Raw genomic sequence first — 14639 nt, 5'->3', positions numbered from 1 at the left:
TCACACCTCCGACAGGGGCGCCCCGGTCCGCTGGGGCTCGGTGTCGCGCAGGGCGGCGCGCGCCCGGCGACGCGCGGTCGCCAGCGCAGCGAACCGGGCCCCGGCCGGGCCCCACGTGGCGGCGAGCTCGTCGGCGGCGGCACGGACCTGCGGCACGGCCTCCTCGGTGTCCGGCCAGCCGGCCACGATCGCGTCGTCGACCTCGGGGTGGCACTGCACGCCCCACGCCGCCGGCGCGTAGCGGGCGGCCTGGACGTCGCCCAGCGGCGAGCTGGCCAGCCGCACGGCCGCGTCGGGCAGCGCGAGGACCACGTCGTTGTTCCAGTGCATCGCCCGCGCGGTGCCGAGCCCGCCCAGCAGCGCGTCGCCCTCGGCCGCGTCGGTCCAGCCGACCGGGGTCAGGCCGAGTGTGCGGCCGCGGGGGTTGACCCCGACCTCGCCGCCCAGCGCGGCGGCGATCACCTGGTGCCCCAGGCAGACGCCGAGCGTGGGCACCCCGTCGGCCACGGCGGTCCGCACGAGGGCCTTGAGCCCGACCAGCCAGGGGTGCTCCGCCTCGTCCCCCGCGCCCATCTCGCCGCCCAGCACCACGAGGGCGTCGTGGCCGTCGAGGTCGGCGGGCAGCGGGTCGCCGGCGAACATGCGTCGCTCGTCGAGCACGCAGCCGCCGGCCAGCAGCCAGGCCCCGAGCAGGCCCGGCGGGTCGTCCTCGTCCGGGCGGACGAGGAGGACGAGGGGCCGGTCTGCCCCGGGATCGGCGGCGGGGTCGACCGCTGGGTCGGGCGTCATCAGATGACCGGGAGCATCCGGTCGCGCTCGAACGCCGAGACCTGGCCGCGGTACTCGTCCCACTCGGCGCGCTTGTTCTTGAGCAGGAACTCGAAGACCTGCTCGCCGAGGGTCTCGGCCAGCAGCTCGGACTCCTCGGCGACGGCGATGGCCTCGTTGAGGCTCTTCGGCAGCGGCTTGATGCCCAGGGCGGTGCGCTCGCGCTCGGAGAGCGCCCACACGTCGTCCTCGGCCTCGCGGGGCAGCCTGTACTCGCCCTCGATGCCCTTGAGGCCGGCCGCGAGCACGGCGGCGTAGGCGAGGTAGGGGTTGCACGCCGCGTCCAGGGACCGCAGCTCGACGCGGGTCGACTGGCCCTTGTTCGGCTTGTACATCGGCACGCGGATCATCGCGGAGCGGTTGTTGTGGCCCCAGCAGACGTAGGACGGCGCCTCGGAGCCGACCATCATCCGCTTGTAGGAGTTCACCCACTGGTTGGTGACCACGGAGATCTCGGGGGCGTGCGCCAGGACGCCGGCGATGAAGTGCCGCGCCGCCGGGCTGAGCGAGTACTCGGAGCCGGCCTCGAAGAAGGCGTTCTCGTCGCCGTCGAAGAGGCTGACGTGGGTGTGCATGCCGGAGCCGGGCTGGTCGGTGAACGGCTTGGGCATGAACGAGGCCCAGATGCCCTGGCTCAGCGCCACCTCCCGGATGACGGTGCGGAAGGTCATGATGTTGTCGGCCGTGGAGAGCGCGTCGGCGTAGCGCAGGTCGATCTCCTGCTGGCCGGGGCCGCCCTCGTGGTGGCTGAACTCCACCGAGATGCCCATCGCCTCGAGCATGCCGATCGCCTCGCGGCGGAAGTCGGCGCCCTGGGACTGGGCGGTGTGGTCGAAGAACCCGCTGCGGTCGACCGGCACGGGCTTGCGGCCGGGGCTCGGCAGCTCCTTGAACAGGTAGAACTCGATCTCGGGGTGGGTGTAGAAGGTGTAGCCCTGGTCGGCGGCGCGCGAGAGCGTCCGCTTGAGGACGTGGCGGGGATCCGCGTAGGACGGGCTGTTGTCCGGCATCTCGATGTCGCAGAACATGCGACCGGTGGCGGGGCCCTCGCCGCTGCGCCACGGCAGGATCTGGAACGTCGAGGCGTCCGGCTTCAGCAGCATGTCGGACTCGAAGACGCGGGCGAAGCCCTCGATCGCCGAGCCGTCGAACCCGATGCCCTCCTCGAACGCGCCCTCCAGCTCGGCCGGCGCGACGGCCACGGACTTCAACGCCCCCAGCACGTCGGTGAACCACAGCCGCACGAAGCGGACGTCGCGCTCCTCGAGCGCCCGGAGCACGAAGTCTTCCTGCTTGCCCATGGTGGTGAGCCTAGTGCTCCGCGTGGCCCTGGACGTCAGCCGGGCCGCTGCGCCGGACACCGCGTCGCGCGGACCGTTCGCTCAGGTGGCGACGGGCGCCTCGCACTCCATCACCGACTGGGTGCCCAGGACGCCGTGCGTGGTGCCGTAGCGCGGGTCCAGCCACGCCTGGGTCCGACGCGTCCACGCGAGCGCGGCGGTGGCGGTGCCGTCCGGCGTCTCGACCTCCTGCTTGCGCACGACCACCCGCAGCCGGGCCGTGTCCTGGCCGGTGCCCGCCCAGCACCCGCTCGCCCGCTTCTTCTGCCGCGCCTCGGACGCGTCGACGAGGCTGCCGGCAGCCTCGTGGGCGTAGCGGACGGCGGTGACGGTCTGGAACGAGGTCTGGTCGACCCACGGTGCCCGCACCATGATCGTCAGCCCGACCGTGCGCCAGGTGGGCACGGAGAACTGCACCTCGCCGTCCTCGACCGCGCGGTACCGGGTGCTCCACGTGGTGTCGCTGCGGTCGGTGTCCGAGGCCAGGGCCAGGCGGCAGCTGCCGCAGCCGGTGGCGATCGTCAGCGTGGTGGTGCTCCTGCGGTCGAGGGACGAGGTCTGGCTGGCGGCCGCACCCTCACGCCCCTGGGTCGCGAGGAGGACGCCGACGAGGGCGGCCAGCGCGACCACGAGGACGGCGGTGCGGACGGGACGGCGGTCGAGCAGGGAGGTCACGAGTGGCTCCGTGGTCGGGGGGGGTGGTCGGGTCGGGTGCAGGTACCGGACCGGCAGGGCCCGGCATCGTCCTGGTACCCGCTGGGGCGCCGCCCACACCCTCACCGGGGTGGGGCGGCGGCGCGAGGGTCAGCCGCACTCGGGCACGGCCTGGCTCGCCAGGTAGCCCCGACGAGCGTGCTGCATCGCTCCGGTCCAGGGCTGGGTCCGGGCCGACCACGCCCGCAGGACCCGCACCCGACCGTCACCGTCGGCCGACGGCACCCGGAGGTGGGACGAGCGGACGCGGAGGTCCAGCCGGCCCGCCGCCGTCCCGGCGAAGCAGGCCGTCGCACGGTGCTTGCCGGCAGCGGCGCGGCGGCCGACGAGGCCACCGACCCGCTCCTGCCCGTAGCGCATCGCCACGAGGGTGGTGCCGGGTGCGGCGTCGTCGGTGTCGGCATCGGAGGCGTCGGGCTCGGTGACGCTGACGCTGAGGCCGCGGGTGCGCCACGTCGGGGCCCAGAAGGCGACCGTGCCGTCGGCGACCGTCTTGGCGGGCTTGCTCCAGGCGTGCGCGGCCTCGTCGGTGTCGCTGGCCAGGGCGACCGCACACCCCTCGCAGCCGGGCAGGTGGACGACGACGCGCGTGTGCGACTGGTCGGAGGCCCGGGCGTCGGTGGTGCCGGCGGCGCCGGCCGGGGTCAGCGGCGCGGCCAGCGCCAACAGGGCGGTGACGGCCACCCCTGCGCGGCCCAGAGTTCGGCCCAGGATGCGGGAGCGGGTGACGGTGCGGGTGGTCTGGCGGGTGTGCACGGGATTCCTCCACGTCAGTTGGTTGCCTTGCACACCTACTGACGAGGTCGGCCGTCCCGATGGTTCGGCCGTCCGCCGAGAAACTTCCGGGCGGCGCCGTCCTGGGCTGCTCAGTCCTGCGGCACGTGCGCCTCGAGCTCGGCCAGCCACGCAGTGGGTGCCGCGTCCGAGGGCATCCGCCAGTCACCGCGGGGGCTCATCGTGCCGCCGGCGGAGACCTTGGGACCGTTGGGCAGGGCCGAGCGCTTGAACTGGCTGGTGAAGAAGCGGCGGTGGAAGACGGTGAGCCAGTGCCTGATCGTGGCCAGGTCGTAGGTCTGGCGCGAGGCCTCCGGGAAGCCCGGCGGCCAGGCCCCCTCGGCCGCGTCGCGCCAGGCGTGCCAGGCGAGGAAGGCGATCTTGGACGGCTTGTAGCCCAGGCGCAGCACGTGGTGAAGCGTGAAGTCCTGGAGCGCGTAGGGCCCGACGAAGTCCTCGGTGGCCTGCGGTCGTCCGCCCTCGTCGGCCGGCACCAGCTCGGGGCTGATCTCCTGGTCGAGGATCTCGCGCAGGATCTCGCCGGTGGTCTCGTCGAACTGGCCGGAGTCGGCGACCCAGCGGATGAGGTGCTGGATGAGGGTCTTCGGCACGCCGGCGTTGACGTTGTAGTGCGACATCTGGTCGCCGACGCCGTAGGTGCACCAGCCGAGCGCCAGCTCGGAGAGGTCGCCGGTGCCGACCACCAGCCCACCGCGCTGGTTGGCGAGGCGGAACAGGTAGTCGTAGCGCAGCCCGGCCTGCACGTTCTCGAAGGTGACGTCGTAGACCGGCTCGCCACCGGCGAACGGGTGGCCCAGGTCGGCGAGCATCTGCGTGGCGGCGGGGCGGATGTCGAGCTCCTCGAACGTCACGCCGAGGGCGGCGCCGAGGCGGTGCGCCAGCGAGCGCGACGTCTCGCCGGTCGCGAACCCGGGCATGGTGAAGGCGAGGATGTCGCTGCGGGGACGCCCGAGGCGGTCCATGGCGCGGGCCGCGACGATGAGGGCGTGGGTGGAGTCGAGGCCACCGGAGACGCCGATGACCGCGGCAGGCTGCCAGGTGTCGGTGCTCATCGCGGCCATCCGCTGCTCCAGCCCGAAGACCTGGATGTTGTAGGCCTCGTAGCAGTCCAGCGCGAGCCGCTCGGCGTCCGCGGGCACGAAGGGGAAGCGCGCGACCTCGCGCTGCAGACCGAGGTCGCCGGTCGGCGCCCCCAGCTCGAACCGGACGGTGCGCCAGCCCTCGACCCGCTCGCCCAGGGCGCGCCGGTTGTCGTCGAAGCTGCCCTGGCGCTGTCGCTCCTGGCGCAGCCGGTCGAGGTCGACGTCGGCCACCGTGCGCACGACCGCGTCGGGGAACCGCTCGCCGTCGGCCAGCAGGTCACCGCACTCGTAGATCATCGTCTGCCCGTCCCAGGAGAGGTCGGTGGACGACTCCCCCGGCCCGGCCGCCGCGTAGACCGACGCCGCCAGGCAGCGGGCGCTGGCCGAGCGGACCAGCAGGCGCCGGTCCTCGGCGCGCGCCACGGTGATCGGGCTGCCGGAGAGGTTGGCCAGCACGGTGGCGCCGGCGAGCGCGGCCTCGGCGTGCGGCGGGACCGGGACCCACATGTCCTCGCAGATCTCGGCGTGCAGCACGAGGCCGGGCACGTCGGTGACCTCGAAGAGCAGGTCGACCCCGAACGGCACCTCGTGCCCGGCCACCGTGACGGTCGCCGGGCCGCCGTCCGCACCGGACTGCCCCCGCCTGTCGTCCCCGGCGGCGAAGTGCCGCTTCTCGTAGAACTCGCGGTAGTTCGGCAGGTAGGACTTCGGCGAGACGCCGAGCACGCGACCGCGGTGCACGACGAGCGCGCAGTTCAGCAGCCGGTGGCCGACCCGCAGCGGCGCCCCGACGACCAGCACTGGGGTCAGCGCCCGGGTGCCCTCCAGCAGCGTCGCGACCGCCTCGTCCACCGCGTCGAGCAGGACGTCGGCGAGGAACAGGTCCTCCACGGAGTAGCCGGAGAGGCAGAGCTCACCGAACACGGCCACCGCCACGCCGTCCTCGTGGCAGGCGCGGGCCTGGTCGAGGACGGCAGCGACGTTGGCGGCCGGGTCGGCGAGGGTCACCGGCACCGTGCACGCCGCGACGCGGGCAAAGCCCTGGTCGTAGGCGTTGTAGAAGTCCACGTCGCGAGTCTAGGGACGCCGCCGGTTCCCCCGGCCCTCCGGCCACCCGCCGGAAGCCGATAGTGCGCGACGAAAGGCACCACCCGCGAAGCGAATCGGGTGCTTTTCGTCGCGCACTATCGGCGCAGGGGTGTCTCAGGCGACGGGGGCGGACCCGTCCGGGTAGCCGTGCGGGTTCTGCGACTGCCAGCGCCAGGTGTCGGCGCACATGTCCTCGATGGTGCGGGTGGCGCGCCAGCCGAGCTCGGCCTCGGCGCGGGTCGGGTCGGCCCAGAAGGCAGTGAGGTCGCCGGCGCGGCGCGGGGCGATCTCGTAGGGCAGCTCGCGGCCCACGGCCTTCTCGAACGCCTTGAGCATGGCCAGCACGGAGGTGCCGGTGCCGGTGCCGAGGTTGAACGGCCGGCACGCCTCGTCCATCTTCTCGAGGTGCTCGAGGGCGGCGACATGGCCCTCGGCCAGGTCCATCACGTGCAGGTAGTCGCGCTCGCAGGTGCCGTCGGCGGTCGGGTAGTCGTCGCCGAAGACGTTGAGGTGGCTGCGGCGGCCGACCGCGACCTGCGCGATGAACGGCATCAGGTTGTTGGGGATGCCCTGGGGGTCCTCGCCGATGGTGCCCGACGGGTGCGCACCGACCGGGTTGAAGTAGCGCAGGAGGGCGACCTTCATGCCGTCGGTGGCGGCGGCGACGTCGGTGAGGATCGTCTCGATCATCGCCTTGGTGCGGCCGTAGGGGTTGGTGGACTCCAGGTGGCGCCAGCCCTCCTCGTAGGGCACGGGCGCCTCCTCGCCGTAGACGGTCGCCGAGGAGGAGAAGACGAGCTTCTTCACGTCGTGGCGGCGCATGGCCTCCAGCAGCGACATCGTGGAGTCGAGGTTGTTGCGGTAGTACTCCAGCGGCTTCTCGACGCTCTCGCCGACGGCCTTGTACCCGGCGAAGTGGATGACGGCGTCGATCTCCTCCATGGAGAACAGCTGCGCGGTCTTGTCCGCGTCCTTGAGGTCGAAGGCGTGGACGGGCACGTGGGTGCCGGTCAGCGACTCCAGGCGTCCCACCACCGTGGGCTTGGCGTTGGAGAAGTCGTCGACGACGACGACGTCGTGGCCGGCCTCGACGAGCGAGACGACCGTGTGGGACCCGATGTAGCCGGCACCGCCGGAGACAAGCACGCGCATGGCGCCAGACGGTAGCGGAGTTCGGGCCGGCCCCTGGCTTTACCGTGGCCACGACCCGAAGATGCGGCACATGAGCGTGCACACCTCCCTGATCCCGTCCCTGTGGTTCGACGACCAGCTCGAGGAGGCGGCCGCGTTCTACTGCGCGCTGTTCCCGCGCAGCGAGGTCACGTGGACGGCCCGCTACGGCGAGGCCGGGCCGGGCGAGGCCGGCACGGTCATGGCCGGTGAGTTCGTGCTGGACGGCCTCCGCTTCCGCGCCATCAACGGCGGCCCGATGTTCCACTTCACCGAGGCCGTGTCCTTCGTGGTCGAGTGCGCCGACCAGGCCGAGGTCGACCACTACTGGTTCGGCCTGCTGGCCGACGGCGGCGAGGAGTCGCAGTGCGGCTGGCTCAAGGACCGCTTCGGGCTCTCGTGGCAGGTCACGCCCACCCGTCTCGGGGAGCTGCTCGGGGACCCGGACCCGGCCCGCGCCCAGGCGGCGACCCGGGCGATGCTCGGCATGCGGCGGATCGTCGTCGCCGACCTGGAGGCCGCGGCGGACGCCGCGGCCGGCGGTGTGGGCTGACCGGGCGGGCTGACCGGGCGGGATGACCGGGCGGGATGACCGGGTGGCGGGACGCGGGCGCAAGCCGTGACTGGTTAGCCTGGCGAGCAGTCCGTGGACTCCATCGGGGAGCCGCGAGATGTCACGTGAAGGAGCTCGACGATGAGCAACGAGGAGACCGCTCCGTACGGCAGCGGCCCCGCGAACCAGGCCACCCCGGCTGGGCAGGCACCGGCAGCACCCGTGCGCCGGATCCGCACCCACCACCTGGCCGCCATGAAGCAGCGCGGCGAGAAGATCACCATGCTCACCGCCTACGACATGTTCACCGCCGAGGTCTTCGACGAGGCAGGCATCGACATCCTGCTGGTCGGCGACTCGGCCTCCAACAACGTCCTCGGCAACGAGACCTCGATCCCCGTCACGGTGGAGGAGCTGCTGCCGCTGACCCGCGCCGTGGCCCGCTCCGCGCGCCGCGCGATGGTCCTGGGCGACCTGCCGTTCGGCAGCTACCAGGCCTCCCCCGAGCAGGCGTACCTGACCGCGGTCCGGTTCCTGAAGGAGGGCGGCGCGCACGCGGTCAAGCTCGAGGGCGGCGTCGAGATGGTGCCCGTGATCGAGAAGCTGACCGCCGGCGGCATCCCCGTCTGCGCGCACATCGGCTTCACCCCGCAGTCCGAGCACGCCCTCGGCGGCTACCGCGTCCAGGGGCGCGGGGAGACGGCCGAGCGGCTGCGGCGCGACGCGAAGGCGGTCCAGGACGCCGGCGCGTTCGCCGTCGTCATGGAGATGGTGCCCGGCGACCTCGCGGCCGAGATCTCCGCGGAGCTGACCATCCCCACGGTCGGCATCGGCGCCGGCGCCGGCTGCGACGGCCAGGTGCTCGTCTGGCAGGACGCCTTCGGCCTGCGCACCGGACGGATGCCGCGCTTCGTCAAGCAGTACGCCGACCTGCGCTCGGTGCTGCTCGAGGGCGCCCGCTCCTACGGCGACGACGTCAAGGGCGGCACCTTCCCCGGACCCGAGCACACCTTCGAGGGCTGAGCCCCGGACGACCGCCGCGAGGGGTGTCCCGGACGCGGACACCCTCTACGGTGGGCGAGTGACCCCCCTCACACCTCCCCCCGCCCCGCTGGACGTCTCCCCCTCCCACCGGTCTCGGCCCCGACTGCGCGCCCTGACCGCCGGTCTGCTGGCCGCCGCCGTGCTCGGCGCGCCGGCCCCGACAGCGGCGGAGTCGGCGGAGTCGTCGGAGTCGTCGGAGTCGCCAGCGTCGGTGGAGTCGTCAGGGTCGGCGGAGGAGACGGCCACGTCCGCCTCGTCCCGCCAGGCCTCGGCCCGCGGCCGCCTCGTCCGCGTCTCGGTGATGGCCTCCGGCCTGGACGTGCCCTGGGACGTCCGGTCGATCGGCGGCCGCACCCTGCTCCTCACCCAGCGCGACACGGCCACGCTGCACACGTGGCGCCGGGGCGTCGTGCGCCGGGTCCGCTTCCCGTCCCGGCAGGTCTGGGTCTCCGGGGAGACCGGCCTCATGGGCCTCGAGGTCGACCCGCGGTTCCAGCGCAACCGCCGCTTCTACACCTGCCAGGGTGCCACCCGCTCCGGCGGCGCCCACGACGTGCGCGTGATCGCGTGGCGGCTCAGCAAGGACGCCACGCGCGCCGGCCGACCCGAGGTCCTGCTCAAGGGCATCCCCGCCACCAGCGGCCGGCACGGGGGCTGCCGCCTCACCGTCACCAGCAACGGGGCGCTGCTGGTCGGCACCGGGGACGCCGCGACCTCCTCGAACCCGCAGGACACGACCTCCCTGGGCGGCAAGACGCTGCGGCTGAACCGGGCCACCGGACGCCCCTGGCCCACCAATCCCTGGCCGGACGCCCGCAGCAAGAAGCGCCGCTACGTGCTCACCTACGGCCACCGCAACGTGCAGGGCGTGATGCAGCGGCGCAACGGCACGCTGTGGTCGATCGAGCACGGCTCCTACCGCGACGACGAGGTCAACCTGCTGCGCAAGGGCGGCAACTACGGCTGGGACCCTGGCCCCGGCTACGACGAGTCGGTGCCGATGACCGACCACTCGCTCCCCGGTCGGCAGCGCTCGGCCCGCTGGCGCTCCGGCGAGCCCACCATCGCGCCCAGCGGCGGCACCTTCGTCGACGGACGGGAGTGGGGTCCGTTGAGGGGCACCATGGCCGTGGCGGCATTGAAGGGCTCGCAGATGCTGTTCCTGCGCTTCGACTCCGACAACCGCCTCACCCGCGTCCGGGCACCGCGAGCGCTGAAGCAGCACGGCCGCCTGCGCACCGTCGTGCAGCTGCCCGGCGGCAGCCTCGTCGCCCTCACCAGCAACGGTGACGGCGACGACGAGATGCTGCGCATCCGCCCCGGCGCCTGAGGAGCACCCGTCGAGACCTCCGGCCGCCCCTTGGACGCTTCCGGCAGGATGATGCTCCACCTACCTCAGGAGCCCGAACGCCCCCGTGGACAGCCAGACGCTGCTCAACCTCGCTCTCGTCCTTCTCTTCGTCCTCGTCGGGGGTGTGTTCGCCGGCACCGAGATCGCCCTCGTCTCGCTGCGCGAGGGCCAGCTGGACGCCCTCGAGCGTCGCGGCTCGCGCGGCGCCCGGGTCGCGAAGGTCGCGCGTGACCCGAACCGGTTCCTGGCCGCCGTCCAGATCGGCGTCACCGTGGCCGGCTTCTTCTCCGCCGCCTACGGCGCCTCGACCCTCGCCCCGGACCTCGCTCCCCTGCTGACGGGCATCGGCCTCCCGGACGCGGCGGCGGACACGGTCGCGCTCGTGCTGCTCACGCTGCTGATCGCCTACCTCTCGCTGGTGCTCGGCGAGCTGGTGCCGAAGCGCATCGCGCTCCAGCGCGCGGCCGGCGTCGCCCTCGTCGTCGGCCCCCCGCTGGACCGGTTCGCCACCGCCGTCCGGCCGGTCGTGTGGCTGCTCTCGCGCAGCACCAACGCCGTCGTCCGCGTCTTCGGCGGTGATCCCGAGGCCACCGGCGAGGAGATGACGGACGCGGAGCTGCGCTACCTCGTCGCCGAGCACGAGGGCCTGGACGACGGCGAGCGACGCATCCTGGTCGACGTCTTCGACGCGGCCGACCGCAGCCTGCGCGAGGTCATGCAGCCGCGCGGGGACGTGGTCATGGTGCCGCTGGGCGCGTCGGTGTCCGACGTGCTGGCGACCGTCGCCGAGCACCCCTGGTCGCGCTACCCGGTGCACGGGGAGAATGCCGACGACGTCCGCGGCTTCGTGCACGTGCGCGACCTGCTGGGGGTCTCGCCGGACGCCCCCGTCGCGGACGTGCTGCGCGAGATCGCGTTCCTGCCGGGCACCAACCGGGTGCTGCCGACGCTGACCCGGATGCGCCAGACCGGCCCGCACATCGCCGTGGTCGTCGACGAGTACGGCGGCACCGACGGCATCGTGACCCTCGAGGACCTCGTCGAGGAGCTCGTCGGCGAGATCGTGGACGAGCACGACCACCCGCTGCCCGTGCCCGGCACGAGCGACGAGGTCGAGGCCGGGCTCTCGATCGAGGACTTCGCGAACCGCACCGGCGTGCCGCTGCCGGACGGCCCCTACGAGACCGCCGCCGGGTACGTGCTGCACCGCCTCGGCCGGCTCGCCGAGGTCGGCGATCGCGTGCCCGTGCCCGAGGTGCTCCCGGACGGCGCGGACGCCGAGGGCGAGGGCGTCCAGGTCGGCGAGCTGGTGGTGAGCGAGGTGGACGGCCGGCGGATCACCCGGCTGCGGCTCGTCCACGCGGCGCCGGCACCGGAGGAGACGGCGCCCGGTGAGCCGGCAGTCGGCTCCGACTAGCGCGCCATAAGCAGCACGTCGTCCGCCAGGCGGTCCACGTGGTCGCGATCGACCGCGAGGCCGAAGACGACCCGGTAGTAGAGCGGCGCCACCACGTGGTCGAGCACCTGCTCGACGCTGGGCACGGACTCACCCCTCGCGGAGGCGGTCGCGAGGAGCCGCGCGGCCTGCTCCGCGCGCACCTCGCTGACCGGGCAGGAGCCGACCAGCCCGTCGCGCGCGCCCACCATGGCACGCAGGTAGCGCGTGCGCGCCGGCCTGCTGATGTCGGCGGCGATCGCCTCGGCCCAGGCGGTCAGGTCGGCGGCCAGGGACCCCAGCGCGGGCAGGGTCTCCCCGTCCCGGGTCAGCGTGGCCACCGTGACCTCCTCGAGGAGGGTGTCGACGTCCGACCAACGCCGGTACAGCGTGGTCGGGTTGACGCCTGCCCGCTCCGCGACGACGGGGAACGTGATCCGGTCCGCGCCCTCGGCCACGAGGTCGGCGACGGCGGCGTGCACCGCCTCACGGACCCGGCTGCTGCGACCGCCGGGGCGGGAGCCGGCATGAGCATCGGTCATGTGCACCACATTAGCGCAAAGAAGTTTGCGTTAAGAGGTACCGGGCACGTAGCGTCCTAACGCAAGGTTCATTGCTTTAGGAGGCTCTCGTGCTCAGCCGACCCGCGTCGTTCGCCCTCGCCGGCGTCATCGGCGCCGCCACGCTCACCGCCGCGTCGGCGCCGTCCCCGCTCTACCCCGTCTACCAGCAGCTGTGGGGGTTCTCCTCGTTCGTGCTGACGCTGGTGTTCGCGGTGTACGTGCTCGCGCTGCTGCTCGCGCTCCTCACGGTCGGGTCGCTCTCGGACCGGGTCGGCCGCCGGCCCGTGGCCTGCGGCGCGCTGCTCCTGCTGGCGGTCGGCATGGCCCTCTTCGCCCTCGCGGACGGCACGTCCTGGTTGGTCACCGCCCGGATCGTCCAGGGCCTGGCCGTCGGTGCCGCGGCAGGCACGACGACCGCCCTGATCGTGGAGGTGTCCGGGTCGCCCACCGCCGGCGCGGTGGTCAGCAGCTCCGCGCCGCTGCTCGGCATCGCGGTCGGCTCCGTCCTCTCCGGCGCCCTGGTCGAGCACGCGCCGTTCCCCCGGCAGCTCGTCTTCTGGGTGCTGGCTGCGGCGTACCTCGTCCTCGCGGCGCTGGTGTGGACGATCCCGGAGCCGCGCCGAGCACCCGTGTCGGGCTCGCTCGTCCGCTCGCTCCTGCCCCGGGTCGGGCTGCCGCCCGCCACGCGGGGCGTGTTCCTCGCGCTGCTGCCGGCGATGGCCGCCACCTGGGCGCTCGGCGGGCTCTACCTGTCCCTGGGATCCTCGGTGCTGGGCCGGCTGCTCGGCGTCGGCGACCACTTCGGCGTGGGCGTGGTGCTCGGCGCATTCTTCCTGGCCGGGGCGCTCGGCACGGTGGGGTCGATCGCGCTCCCGCCCGCTCCTCGCGCGGTGCTCGGCTACGGCACGCTGCTGATCGGTCTGCTGGCGACGATCGTCGCGATCGAGAGCGGGCTGCTCGGCGTCTACGTCGCCGGCTCCGCGCTGGCCGGCCTGGGCTTCGGCGCGACCTTCCGCGGCGTGGTCAGCGAGCTGGGCGCCGCGGCACCCGCCGCGCAGCGGGGCGAGGTCTTCGCGACCATGTACGTCGCCTCCTACCTCGCCTTCAGCGTGCCGGCCCTCGTCGCCGGGCTCGCGGTCGACGGGTGGGGCCTGCGCACCACGGTCGCCGCCTACGCCGGGCTCGACGTCGTCCTGGTGCTGGCGGCGGCCGCCGGCACCGCCGCACGAGCCCGGGCGACCCAGGCACGGCAGCCGGCCTGAGCCGTCAGGCCCCGACGGCGACCGCGCCTGCCCACAGGGCGGCGAGCACCAGCGGCACGGCGAGCACCCGCAGCGGGTGCGTCGTCCACCATCGGTAGCCACGCTCCAGGCCGATCGCCCACAGCAGGAGCAACGGCACCAGCGCCCACCAGGAGAGGAAGGGGGTGCTGGCCAGCAGGAGGAACAGCATGGCCGCGTGCAGCACGAAGCCGACGAACGGCCACGGCGAGACGTCGGTGCGGCGCTGCCCGGGCGGGCGGGTGAACAGCGAGATGGCTCAGTCCTCCCCGTCGGCGGCGTCCCACTCCTCGTTGCGCTCCTCGGCGCGCTCGAGGGCGTGCTCGGCCTCGGCCCTCGTCGAGTAGGGGCCGAGGCGGTGACGGGCGGGGCACATGTCCTCGGGCGTCTCCACCCGGTGGTGCTTCACGCAGAACCAGTACTCGTCGGGGTTGCCGCCGTCCATGGGCCCGACGCTAGCGCGCGGATGCCTCGGCCTGCACCACCCACGACTAGCCTCGAGCCGTGTCCCCGACCCCCGTCGCCCCGGCGCCGATCTCGGCGCGCCGCCCCGTCCCCGCTGACATCGAGCGGCCCGAGTACGTCGGCCAGGCCGCGCCGCTGCCGTTCCACGGCAGCGAGGTGAAGGACGCCGAGACGATCGAGAAGATGCGCGTGGCGTGCCGTGTGGCCGCCCAGGCCCGCGAGGAGGTCGGCCGGCACGTCGCGCCCGGCGTCACCACCGACGAGCTGGACCGGGTCGGCCACGAGTTCCTCTGCGACCACGGCGCCTACCCGTCCACGCTCGGCTACCGCGGGTTCCCCAAGTCGCTGTGCAGCAGCGTCAACGAGGTCGTGTGCCACGGCATCCCCGACGCGCGCCGGCTCGAGGACGGCGACATCGTCAACATCGACATCACCGGCTACCTCGACGGCGTGCACGGTGACACCAACGCCACGTTCCTGGTCGGGGACGTCGCCGAGGAGACCCGCCTGCTGGTGGAGCGGACACACGAGGCGACCCTGCGTGGCATCCGCGCGGTCAAGCCCGGGCGCCGGATCAACGTCGTCGGTCGCGTGATCGAGGCCTACGCGGCGCGCTTCGGCTACGGGGTCGTGCGCGAGTTCACCGGCCACGGCATCGGCACGTCGTTCCACTCCGGTCTGATCGTCCCCCACTACGACGACCCCGAGCACGACGACCTGATCGAGGTCGGCATGACGTTCACGATCGAGCCGATGCTCAACCTGGGCACCCACGAGTGGGAGATGTGGGACGACGGGTGGACCGCCGTGACCGCGGACCGCCGACCCTCCGCCCAGTTCGAGCACACCCTCCTCGTGACGCCGGACGGCGCCGAGATCCTCACCCAGCCCTGAGCCGGGCTTGACCCTGGCCTGACTCGGGCCTGACCC

The 14639-nt window shown here is 73.4% G+C and carries 15 protein-coding genes; 6 read left to right on the top strand and 9 right to left on the bottom strand.

Annotated elements, in window-relative coordinates:
- From M8316_RS13440 to galE, 6 genes are all read right to left on the bottom strand, one after another.
- Complete coding sequence (locus M8316_RS13440) at positions 1-789, bottom strand: type 1 glutamine amidotransferase (RefSeq protein WP_250055327.1); 789 nt, start codon at positions 787-789, stop codon at positions 1-3.
- Positions 789-2129: a glutamine synthetase family protein gene (locus M8316_RS13435; protein ID WP_250055325.1), complete on the bottom strand. Its 1341-nt coding sequence runs from the start codon at positions 2127-2129 to the stop codon at positions 789-791. The genes M8316_RS13440 and M8316_RS13435 overlap by 1 nt, the downstream gene beginning before the upstream one ends.
- A gap of 81 nt (positions 2130-2210) precedes the next feature.
- The gene (locus M8316_RS13430; protein ID WP_250055323.1) at positions 2211-2843 is read right to left on the bottom strand and encodes a hypothetical protein; all 633 of its coding nucleotides are present in this window, start codon (positions 2841-2843) and stop codon (positions 2211-2213) included.
- A 129-nt stretch (positions 2844-2972) separates the two neighbouring features.
- Entirely contained in the window at positions 2973-3638 is a 666-nt protein-coding gene (locus M8316_RS13425) for a hypothetical protein (RefSeq protein WP_250055321.1), read from the bottom strand.
- 110 nt (positions 3639-3748) lie between these two features.
- Complete coding sequence (locus M8316_RS13420) at positions 3749-5827, bottom strand: NAD(+) synthase (RefSeq protein ID WP_250055319.1); 2079 nt, start codon at positions 5825-5827, stop codon at positions 3749-3751.
- A 135-nt stretch (positions 5828-5962) separates the two neighbouring features.
- Positions 5963-7000 (bottom strand): UDP-glucose 4-epimerase GalE, encoded by a 1038-nt coding sequence (gene galE, locus M8316_RS13415; protein WP_250055317.1) that lies wholly within the window; start codon positions 6998-7000, stop codon positions 5963-5965.
- A gap of 70 nt (positions 7001-7070) precedes the next feature.
- Between galE and M8316_RS13410 the strand changes: the two genes are divergently transcribed.
- From M8316_RS13410 to M8316_RS13395, 4 genes are all read left to right on the top strand, one after another.
- Positions 7071-7571: a VOC family protein gene (locus M8316_RS13410; RefSeq protein WP_250055315.1), complete on the top strand. Its 501-nt coding sequence runs from the start codon at positions 7071-7073 to the stop codon at positions 7569-7571.
- 141 nt (positions 7572-7712) lie between these two features.
- Positions 7713-8594, top strand: a complete 882-nt coding sequence (panB, locus tag M8316_RS13405) for a 3-methyl-2-oxobutanoate hydroxymethyltransferase (RefSeq protein ID WP_272495204.1) — start codon at positions 7713-7715, stop codon at positions 8592-8594.
- Positions 8595-8652: 58 nt separating this feature from the next.
- Positions 8653-9945, top strand: coding sequence for a PQQ-dependent sugar dehydrogenase (locus tag M8316_RS13400; protein WP_250055313.1), 1293 nt, complete (start codon positions 8653-8655; stop codon positions 9943-9945).
- A gap of 85 nt (positions 9946-10030) precedes the next feature.
- Positions 10031-11383: a hemolysin family protein gene (locus tag M8316_RS13395; RefSeq protein WP_250055312.1), complete on the top strand. Its 1353-nt coding sequence runs from the start codon at positions 10031-10033 to the stop codon at positions 11381-11383.
- Here the strand turns inward: M8316_RS13395 and M8316_RS13390 are convergent.
- The gene (locus M8316_RS13390; protein ID WP_250055310.1) at positions 11380-11943 is read right to left on the bottom strand and encodes a TetR/AcrR family transcriptional regulator; all 564 of its coding nucleotides are present in this window, start codon (positions 11941-11943) and stop codon (positions 11380-11382) included. The genes M8316_RS13395 and M8316_RS13390 overlap by 4 nt on opposite strands.
- Positions 11944-12032: 89 nt before the next feature.
- Here M8316_RS13390 and M8316_RS13385 point away from each other — a divergent pair, with 89 nt between their 5' ends.
- On the top strand, positions 12033-13226 hold the full coding sequence (locus M8316_RS13385; RefSeq protein ID WP_250055308.1) for an MFS transporter: 1194 nt from the start codon (positions 12033-12035) through the stop codon (positions 13224-13226).
- A gap of 4 nt (positions 13227-13230) precedes the next feature.
- On the opposite strand, the gene M8316_RS13380 is transcribed toward M8316_RS13385, so the two are convergent.
- Entirely contained in the window at positions 13231-13431 is a 201-nt protein-coding gene (locus tag M8316_RS13380) for a hypothetical protein (protein WP_250055306.1), read from the bottom strand.
- Between the two features lie 72 nt (positions 13432-13503).
- Complete coding sequence (locus tag M8316_RS13375; RefSeq protein WP_250055304.1) at positions 13504-13689, bottom strand: hypothetical protein; 186 nt, start codon at positions 13687-13689, stop codon at positions 13504-13506.
- Between the two features lie 59 nt (positions 13690-13748).
- On the opposite strand from M8316_RS13375, the gene map reads away from it, so the two are divergent.
- Positions 13749-14603 (top strand): type I methionyl aminopeptidase, encoded by an 855-nt coding sequence (gene map / locus M8316_RS13370; RefSeq protein WP_250055303.1) that lies wholly within the window; start codon positions 13749-13751, stop codon positions 14601-14603.
- Positions 14604-14639 lie beyond the last annotated feature (36 nt).

The sequence above is a fragment of the Nocardioides bruguierae genome, assembly GCF_023554635.1.
Lineage (GTDB): Bacteria > Actinomycetota > Actinomycetes > Propionibacteriales > Nocardioidaceae > Nocardioides > Nocardioides bruguierae.
The sequence above is the reverse complement of the archived record's forward strand: the minus strand, read 5'-3'. Positions and strand labels throughout refer to the sequence as shown.